This is a genomic window from Paenibacillus sp. oral taxon 786 str. D14 (assembly GCF_000159955.1).
Lineage (GTDB): Bacteria > Bacillota > Bacilli > Paenibacillales > Paenibacillaceae > Fontibacillus > Fontibacillus phoenicis.
In genome coordinates this window covers 187,440-195,648 of the sequence record NZ_GG695973.1, presented here as the reverse complement: position 1 = coordinate 195,648, position 8,209 = coordinate 187,440, and the positions used below count along the sequence as shown (strand labels likewise).

Below are 8,209 nucleotides of genomic sequence, written 5' to 3'. Positions count from 1 at the left end.
ATGGTTGGTAGGTGCATTGTCAATACGTTTTTCTTTGTGATAGAATGAAAGCAAATAATCTCCATAAAATAAAGAGTGAAGATGCGGGAACATCTTCACTCTAACAACAGCCGCTTTGAAGAGCGGTCGGCTGTAGTTGGTAAAAGGAATAGACCCTTACCTACCACAAATGGGGGGTCTATTTCTTTTTGTTTTGGTTTGACGTAGCTACGATCGTAATGACCAAACCGATGAGTGCTATTAATAGCGCTCCGAATTGGATCATCAGAGACAGTGCGTCTTTAACCTCCACAGGCATCACCTCCCATCGGGGAGACTAGCCGACCACCCATCTAAGCCTTCTGTTGTCAGGACTATTATACCATATTTGGTAGAGTTAGTATAAAAGCTGCGAATTACTAGAATCCCCCGGTCACTTGCAAAGTGATACGGGGGTTTTTTTGCTTAATGCACAGTGTAAATTTACAACTTTTTCGGATATTATCGTAATTTCGTGGGATATTTCATGAACTCCCGGGAGGTTAAGATTAAATTAAGCGTAAGAGAAATGCAACAGCAAAACATTATAACGTTATATTCTCAAGAGCGAAATTCCGTGTTATGCTAAATCCAATCGGAGGCAGGCATGACAACGATCCATTAAAAAGAGGCGAGCTATGATGAAGGAAAGAGTCGTTTACCGCCATCTCAAAAGAGTTAACGGGGAAGAGATCGACATCGTTATCGAGGACGGCATCATCGCTGAGATCACTGGAGCCGGTCAGGCTCGCGGCGATCGGGAATGGGATGGGACCGACCTATACGTGTCCAGCGGTTGGATCGATATGCATGTCCACGCGTTTCCGGAATTCGACCCGTATGGCGATGAAATTGATGAGATCGGCGTGAAGCAAGGCGTCACGACGATCGTGGACGCTGGCAGCTGCGGCGCGGACCGGATTGGCGATCTTGTGGCCAGCGGCAAGCGGGCGGAGACCAATTTGCTGGCTTTTTTGAACATCTCGCGGATCGGTCTGAAACGCATCGACGAGCTGTCTGAATTAGCTTGGATCGACCGTGAGCTCCTGAAGGCCGCGCTCGCCGATTATCGCGACTCCATCGTTGGCCTGAAAGCGCGAATCAGCCAAAGCGTAGTCCGCGAAAACGGGGTCACTCCGCTGCGCATCTCGCGGGAGCTGTCGCTTGAGACAGGAATGCCGCTTATGGTGCATATCGGATCGGCGCCGCCCGATATCAGGGAGGTCATTCCGCTGTTGCAACGAAAAGATATCATTACCCATTATCTCAACGGTAAAGCGAACAATTTGTTTGACGAAGCGGGCGAACCGCTCCCGGTGTTAACCGAGGCGATCGGCCGAGGGGTGCATCTTGATGTGGGCCATGGCACGGCGAGCTTCTCGTTTCGGGTGGCCGAGGCGGCGAAGCGACAAGGGATCCACCCCGACACGATCAGCACCGACATCTACCGGGGGAACCGGCTGAACGGTCCGGTGTACAGTATGGCCAATGTGTTAAGCAAATTCCTCTATCTCGGTTATCCGCTTGAAGAAGTTATTGCTGCGGTAACCACTCGTGCCGCACAATGGCTGGGCCGAGAAGAGCTTGGCCGTATACAGGTCGGGGACCCGGCCCATTTAACGTTGTTTGCCGTTAAGGAAGAACCTGTGGAACTCGTTGATTCGGAAGGAGAACGGCGCGTCTCGAACCGCCGTATCGAAGCTAAAGGAGTGATCGTCCATGGAAAATTCATTGAATGCAAAGTACGGGCTTAAGCGCGTGATCAACGCCAGCGGGCGGATGAGCATCCTTGGTGTATCCGCGCCAAGTGACACGGTGATGGAAGCGATGAAGCGCGGCGGCCAAAGCTACGTCGAAATCGCCGACCTCGTTGACAAGGCGGGAGACTATGTCGCCAAGCACGTGGGATCGGAGGCGGCGGTGGTCGTAAACTCGGCCTCCAGCGGCATCGCTTTGTCGGTAGCGGCGATTGTGACGCAGGGCGACCGGCGTAAAAGCTTACGTCTGCATCAGGAGGAAATCCCCCGTAACGAAATCATTATGCTGAAGGGCCACAACGTGCAGTACGGCGCTCCCGTGGAAACGATGGTGTACCTCGGCGGCGGCAAGCTGGTTGAGGTTGGCTACGCTAACGAAGGGCGGGCCGAGCACATCGAAGACGCGATCGGCGACAGAACCGCGGCGATTCTATATGTGAAATCGCACCACGCCGTGCAGAAGAACATGATCTCCGTCGAAGAGGCGTGGGAGGTCGCGAAACGGAATCAAATACCGATGATCGTCGACGCAGCGGCGGAGGAGGATCTGCAAAAATACGTGAAGTTCTCCGACCTGGCCATTTACAGCGGCTCCAAGGCGATCGAGGGCCCGACCTCCGGTATCGTTGCCGGAAAACGCACGTACATCGAATGGGTGAAGGTACAGCTGCACGGCATTGGTCGGAGCATGAAGGTGGGCAAGGAAACGACCTTTGGTCTGCTGCAAGCTCTGGACGAATACGCCGTCAAACCAGACAACAGCGAGCGCGAGAAAGAGGCTTTGCAGACCTTGATGCCGTTGAGTGAGCTCCCGGGAATCCGGGTCTCCATCGTGCAGGACGAAGCCGGGCGAGCGATTTACCGGGCCCGGGTGCAGGTCGACCCGCAGCAAGCCGGAATGACGGCGAAGGAGATGGTACATGCGCTGCAAACCGGCGAAATTGCCATTTACACCCGGGATTATGGAGTTAGACAAGGGTATTTTGATATCGATCCTCGCCCGCTGATGGGGGACGATATCCAGATCATTGCGGCAAAAATTCGCGAATTGGCAGGAGGACGTTAAGATGTCGCAAATCGCAAAACGTTTTTATAAAAATCGGGTAGCCCTCAACGTACTAGCTAAAGATATTGCGAACGCCAAGGCAGTGTTCGAAGCCGCGGAAGGTCATGTTCTCGTTGGGGTCCTTTCCAAGGACTACCCTACTGTTGAGGAAGCCGTAACAGCGATGCAAGCATACGGCCGAGAAATCGACGATGCGGTGTCGATTGGCCTTGGCGCCGGCGATAATCGCCAAGCGGCAGTTGTTGCCGAGATCGCCAAGCGTTATGCCGGCAGCCACATCAATCAGGTGTTCCCGGCTGTTGGGGCGACCCGGGCGAATCTTGGCGGGCAAGACAGCTGGATCAACAGCCTGGTATCCCCGACAGGGCAACCGGGATACGTGAACATCTCCACCGGCCCGGCCAGCGCCGCCCAGGAGAAGCCGGCGATCGTTCCGGTTGAAGCGGCGATCGCGCTGGTGCGTGATATGGGCGGCAACGCGCTTAAATATTTCCCGATGCAAGGCTTAAGCCGCGAAGAAGAGCTTCGCGCGGTGGCGGCTGCTTGTGCGAAGGAAAATTTTGCGCTGGAGCCGACCGGTGGAATCGACCTGGACAATTTCGAGCCGATCCTGCGCATTGCCTTGGAATCCGGCGTACCGCAGGTCATTCCGCACGTATATACCTCGATCATCGACAAGGAGACCGGTTACACCCGCACCGAAGACGTGCTGCAGCTGACCAAAATCATGAAACAGCTGGCGGATGCTTATGCCTAACCGCCGCATAGCAGCCTTCGGTGAAGTGATGATGCGTCTGCAGGTCCCGGGGTACGAGACGTTAGCGCAGGCGGATACGTTGAAGTATTCTTTTTCAGGTACCGGAGTAAATGTGGTGTCGGCCTTATCCCGCTATGGGCATGTTGGTGCACTGGTTACGCGGTTGCCGGATAATCCGCTGGGCGATGCCGCCGTCGCCTATCTACGCAAGCTGGGCATTGACACCGCCCACGTTGTCCGGGGAGGCAAGTACGTAGGCATGTACTTTTTGGAGAACGGCTTTGGTGTGCGTCCCAGCCGCGTCACATACTCGAACCGGTTGGACAGTAGCTTTAACACCGCGCCGGAAGGAACCTACGATTTCGAAAACATCGCCGCCAGCATGGAGGCGATCCATTTCGACGGGATTACGCTGGCAATGAACGACGGCGTACGATCCCACATGAAGGCGCTCGCCGAAGCGGTTAAGCGGCAGGGGGGCAGGGTGATTTTTGATTGCAACTACCGGCCGTCCCTTTGGGGAGAAGGCGGATATGCCCAGGCGAAACCGCATTATGAAGCGATGCTGCGGTTGGCGGACATCGTGATGATGAATGAAAAAGACGCGCTGCTGACCTTGGGAATGGCCACGGACCAACAGGACCGGGAGGAGCAGCTGAAGGAGCTGATTCCGGCCGTGGCAGCAAACTACGGCATTTCCGTAATTGCCGGAACGCACCGCCAAATCCACAGCAACAATACGCATTCGCTGCGCGGATTTCTGTACAAGGGGGAACGTTTTGCGTTCTCTGATCAGCTCACGTTCTCCGTCTATGATAGAATAGGGGCAGGAGACGCTTTTGCGAGCGGGATTATCCATGGGGAGTTGCAGGGCTTTGCCCTGGAGAAGACTGTCCGGTTTGCGGCGGCAGCGGGCATGCTGGCCCATACCGTGCCGGGCGATACCCCGATGGCGACGGAGGCCGAAATCCTTCGGGCGATGGAGCAATCCGCCGCTGGCGATGTGGAAAGGTAGGGAACAGGTTCGTGATGTTGTCCCGCAAAGATAGACCGTTATATTTACAAATCAAAAACATCTTGAAGGAACGTATCTTACACGGCGTATACCCGCTAGGTTCGAATATCCCTTCTGAGCCTCAGCTGGAGCAGGAGTTTGCTGTCAGTAAAATCACCGTCCGCGGTGCGATTCAGGAGCTCGTCCAGGAAGGCTATCTGGAGAAGGGCAGCGGCAAAGGCACCAAAGTGATCCGCAATAAAGCCGCCTCCAAGTGGTCGAAATGGAAGCACTTCACGGAGATTCTGGTGGAGGAAAGCCATCAGATCCGCAAGGAGTGGCTTCGCGCTGAGACGGTGCGCAACGAGGCGGGCTCCGAGCTTCACCAGCTGTTCGGGGAGCGTTGCTTGAAGCTGGAACGTGCGTATTATCTCGACGGTGAGCCGTATATTTTTTACGAGCATTATTTGGCCGCCCCTTGGAAAGAACCCTCGGAACCGGAGCTTGAAGATTTCCGCGACCATTCGCTCTATGAAGTTCTGGAGGAGTGGGGCGTATCGCTGGACAAGCTGAGGGACGAGTTCGCGGTGTCGCTTCCGCCAGCCGAGGCAAAGCAGTTTTTGCGGTTAGCCGACGGGGTGCCCGTGCTCAAGCGTTCGCGTTATTCGCGGGATGTCCAAGGAAGACTGGCCGAATATAGCATCGGCTACTATAATACGGAGCTGCAAAGTTACATCGTTGATTATGACGCATAACGCGGCTGCTCGAATGAACATCAGACCCCAGATTGTTGCTCTAAATGCAACGACCTGGGGATTTTTTATGCGAAAAAAATGATCAGAAATTATTCAGATGTTTTCGAAAGTTTATGGGATATTTCCGCCAGAACGCCGGGGCTATAATAACAATACAGATTTTTATATCTAGATTGTTATAGGGGTTTAGGAGGAGGAGCGCAGATGAAGATCACGAGACATCCGGAAAATCCAATTGTGGTACCGGGCGGTTTTGAATGGAGAAAAGTAACCGTATTCAACCCGGCGGTGATCATCGATAACGGCAAATTTTATATGATCGAACGGACGGCGGGATCGCTGACACCGTGCAAAAACTACCTGGGGTTGTTGGAAAGCGAAGACGGTGTCCATTTCACCCACGTAAAGGACGAGCCCATCGTTACGCCGGACATGCTGGGGTTCCCGTACGGCAGCGTGCAGGACCCGCGGATCGTTAAAATCGACGATACGTTTTATATGAACTATGCGCTGCGTCCATGTGCAATGAGCTACTATCCGACGGGACGAGGCGTTCCAGAGCGTTCGATTCCGAAATACCCGGACGGATGGGGCGAGCAGGAAGGCCATTGGTTGACGCGTTCATCCATCCTTGCCTCCAAGAACCTGATCGACTGGGAATTCGTCGCCGACACGACGCCGCTGGACATCAATGACCGCGACAACATCCTGTTCCCCGAGAAGATTAACGGCAAGTTCGTGCTGCTGCGGCGGCCGGAGGAATACGTAGGCGAAGCGTACGGCACGGAAAAAGCGGCGATGTGGATCACCTACTCCGAGGATTTAATCCATTGGGAAGAGCCGAAGCTGCTGGCGAAAGCGGAGAACATGGCTTGGGAATCGCGCAAAATCGGAGGATCGACGCCGCCGGTGCGGACGGATCGCGGATGGCTCGTGCTCTATCACGGCGTGGACGACGAGGTGGTTTACCGCGTGGGGGCTATGCTGCTGGATCTGGAGAACCCGGAGAAGATCATCGCCCGCACGAAAAACTTCATCATGGAGCCGGAAACGTACTACGAAAAATTCGGCTACCAGATTCCAAACGTCATTTTCCCGACGGGGAATGTCGTCAAAGACGGGTTGCTCTACATCTACTACGGGGTAACGGATACCGCGATCGCGCTGGCGACAGTGCCGCTGGATGAACTCGTGGATTATATTCTGAATGAGCCGCAAGACTAAAGGTTGCCTTTGAATAACCGCACTAAAGCGGTTTTTCAAAGAGTAAGACTTGCAAACGCTTCCCATAAATTATGTGAAAAAATATGACATGAATTTACGGGTTTGACAGGATATCCTTTAAAAATCGGCTGAATATTTCGGATATAATCGAAAATTTATGGGATATAGTCGATCGGAGTTGGCTTTTATAATAAGTCATATAACAGGTGTCGAAATAAAAGCGTTCATCTCCTGTTATGTTTATGGAAGTCATCAAAAATAACAAGAGAAGAGGGTTGATTATGGGCAAAACAAACAGAGGCAAGAAATGGGTATTGCTCGGTTTGGTTGCGGTGCTGACGCTGTTCGCGGCGGCCTGCGGCAAAGAAAACGCGTCAGGCGGTAACAGCACCGGCAACGCCGGCGGCGCAAACGAAGCGGAAACGATTACTTTGAACATGATGCATCCTTGGACTTCCCCGAACGTGGACAACGAAGTCTACAAAGCGCGGATCGCCGAGTTCGAGAAGACGCACCCGAACATCGTGATCAAGCAGGATGGCGTTCCATCCGCCCAATATAAGACCAAGCTGCGCACGCTGGCAGCCGCCAACAACCTGTCCGACATCGACGTCGTTTGGCCGGGAGCGGACTTGACACCGCTTGTTGCCGGTAATCTGCTTCAGCCGATCAACGATCTCATGGACAACTGGGGTTCGATTTTGCCAGAAGCCGCACTTTCCGGATTTAACGTGGACGGACAACAATATGCGATCCCAACCAAACAAAACTTCGTAGATATCATTTACTACAATAAAGAGATGTTTAAACAAGTCGGCTATGATCAATTCCCTGACACCTACGATAAATTCATCGATGTAGTGATAAAACTGAAAGCCGCGGGCATCACCCCGATATCTCTCGGCAATAAAGAACAGTGGCCGCTGCAATCGTCCTACATTTCGATCATTGGCGACCGGTTCACCGGAAGTGATTTCCTCCCGGCCGTGCTTGAAGGCAAAGCGAAATTTACCGATCCCGAGTTCGTAAAAGCTCTTTCGGTCATTGACGAGTTGAGTAAACTGGGCGCCTTTAATACGGATGCCAACAACATGGATTCCGTTCAAGGCCAGGACTACTTGATCCAAGGGAAAGCAGCGATGCATATTTCCTCCGCTACCGTTGACGCAAGAGTGCGGATTAACAACGAAGAGGGAGATAAATTTGGCATCGCCTTGTTCCCAAGTGTCGAAGGCGGTAAAGGCGATCCGAAGAAGAGCGCAGGTATTGTGCAATACGGCATTGCAATTAAGAGCGGCCTAGATGAGAAGAAGAAAGCGGCTGCTGAAGAGTTCTTGAAGTTTTTCGTCAACGAAGATTTGTATAAAGAACTGATCCGCAACGGGGTTGTCGTGCCAGCGAAGGTGGAAATTCCTGATGACGCCAGCCCGTATCTGAAGGAAATGCTGGCGCTGACCGGTAACGGAACCGCGCCGGTGTTCGACAGTGTCATTCCTACGCAGGTAGTAGACGTCTTGCAAAACGGACTGCAAGCGTTGACCGTAGGCCGCGGCACACCGGAAGAGCTGGCGAAGGAAGTTCAGGAAGCGATGGATAACTACCGAAATTGATCTCTTGAAATTGATCCTTCAATATCGA

At 53.3% G+C, this 8,209-nt stretch carries 8 protein-coding genes; 7 read left to right on the top strand and 1 reads right to left on the bottom strand.

The window, feature by feature from the left end; genetic code table 11:
• Nucleotides 1-178: 178 nt before the first annotated feature.
• Nucleotides 179-292 (bottom strand): putative holin-like toxin, encoded by a 114-nt coding sequence (locus POTG_RS24705; RefSeq protein WP_232282255.1) that lies wholly within the window; start codon nucleotides 290-292, stop codon nucleotides 179-181.
• A gap of 367 nt (nucleotides 293-659) precedes the next feature.
• On the opposite strand from POTG_RS24705, the gene POTG_RS07650 reads away from it, so the two are divergent.
• The 7 genes from POTG_RS07650 to POTG_RS07620 all read left to right on the top strand — a co-directional run bounded on the left by POTG_RS07650 (nucleotide 660) and on the right by POTG_RS07620 (nucleotide 8,181).
• Nucleotides 660-1,772 carry an amidohydrolase/deacetylase family metallohydrolase gene (locus POTG_RS07650; RefSeq protein ID WP_036644780.1) on the top strand — a complete coding sequence of 371 codons (1,113 nt, stop codon included), beginning with the start codon at nucleotides 660-662 and terminating at the stop codon, nucleotides 1,770-1,772.
• Entirely contained in the window at nucleotides 1,738-2,841 is a 1,104-nt protein-coding gene (locus tag POTG_RS07645) for a DgaE family pyridoxal phosphate-dependent ammonia lyase (protein WP_009224253.1), read from the top strand. Before POTG_RS07650 ends, POTG_RS07645 begins: the two co-directional genes overlap by 35 nt.
• Nucleotide 2,842: 1 nt before the next feature.
• Complete coding sequence (dagF, locus tag POTG_RS07640; RefSeq protein ID WP_009224252.1) at nucleotides 2,843-3,598, top strand: 2-dehydro-3-deoxy-phosphogluconate aldolase; 756 nt, start codon at nucleotides 2,843-2,845, stop codon at nucleotides 3,596-3,598.
• Nucleotides 3,591-4,613, top strand: coding sequence for a sugar kinase (locus tag POTG_RS07635; protein WP_009224251.1), 1,023 nt, complete (start codon nucleotides 3,591-3,593; stop codon nucleotides 4,611-4,613). The genes dagF and POTG_RS07635 overlap by 8 nt, the downstream gene beginning before the upstream one ends.
• Before the next feature lie 11 nt (nucleotides 4,614-4,624).
• A complete protein-coding gene (locus POTG_RS07630) occupies nucleotides 4,625-5,347 on the top strand; it encodes a GntR family transcriptional regulator (protein ID WP_009224250.1) in 723 nt (240 codons plus the stop codon).
• A 204-nt stretch (nucleotides 5,348-5,551) separates the two neighbouring features.
• Nucleotides 5,552-6,571, top strand: coding sequence for a glycosidase (locus tag POTG_RS07625; protein ID WP_009224249.1), 1,020 nt, complete (start codon nucleotides 5,552-5,554; stop codon nucleotides 6,569-6,571).
• Nucleotides 6,572-6,852: 281 nt separating this feature from the next.
• Nucleotides 6,853-8,181 carry an extracellular solute-binding protein gene (locus POTG_RS07620; RefSeq protein ID WP_036644652.1) on the top strand — a complete coding sequence of 443 codons (1,329 nt, stop codon included), beginning with the start codon at nucleotides 6,853-6,855 and terminating at the stop codon, nucleotides 8,179-8,181.
• The last annotated feature ends 28 nt before the right edge of the window (nucleotides 8,182-8,209 follow it).

Excerpts from the sequence above, each read along its gene's own strand:
- POTG_RS07650 (WP_036644780.1), top strand. The coding sequence starts at position 660 with ATGAAGGAAAGAGTCGTTTACCGCCATCTCAAAAGAGTTAACGGGGAA.
- POTG_RS07645 (WP_009224253.1), top strand. The coding sequence starts at position 1,738 with ATGGAAAATTCATTGAATGCAAAGTACGGGCTTAAGCGCGTGATCAAC.
- dagF (WP_009224252.1), top strand. The coding sequence starts at position 2,843 with ATGTCGCAAATCGCAAAACGTTTTTATAAAAATCGGGTAGCCCTCAAC.
- POTG_RS07635 (WP_009224251.1), top strand. The coding sequence starts at position 3,591 with ATGCCTAACCGCCGCATAGCAGCCTTCGGTGAAGTGATGATGCGTCTG.
- POTG_RS07625 (WP_009224249.1), top strand. The coding sequence starts at position 5,552 with ATGAAGATCACGAGACATCCGGAAAATCCAATTGTGGTACCGGGCGGT.
- POTG_RS07620 (WP_036644652.1), top strand. The coding sequence starts at position 6,853 with ATGGGCAAAACAAACAGAGGCAAGAAATGGGTATTGCTCGGTTTGGTT.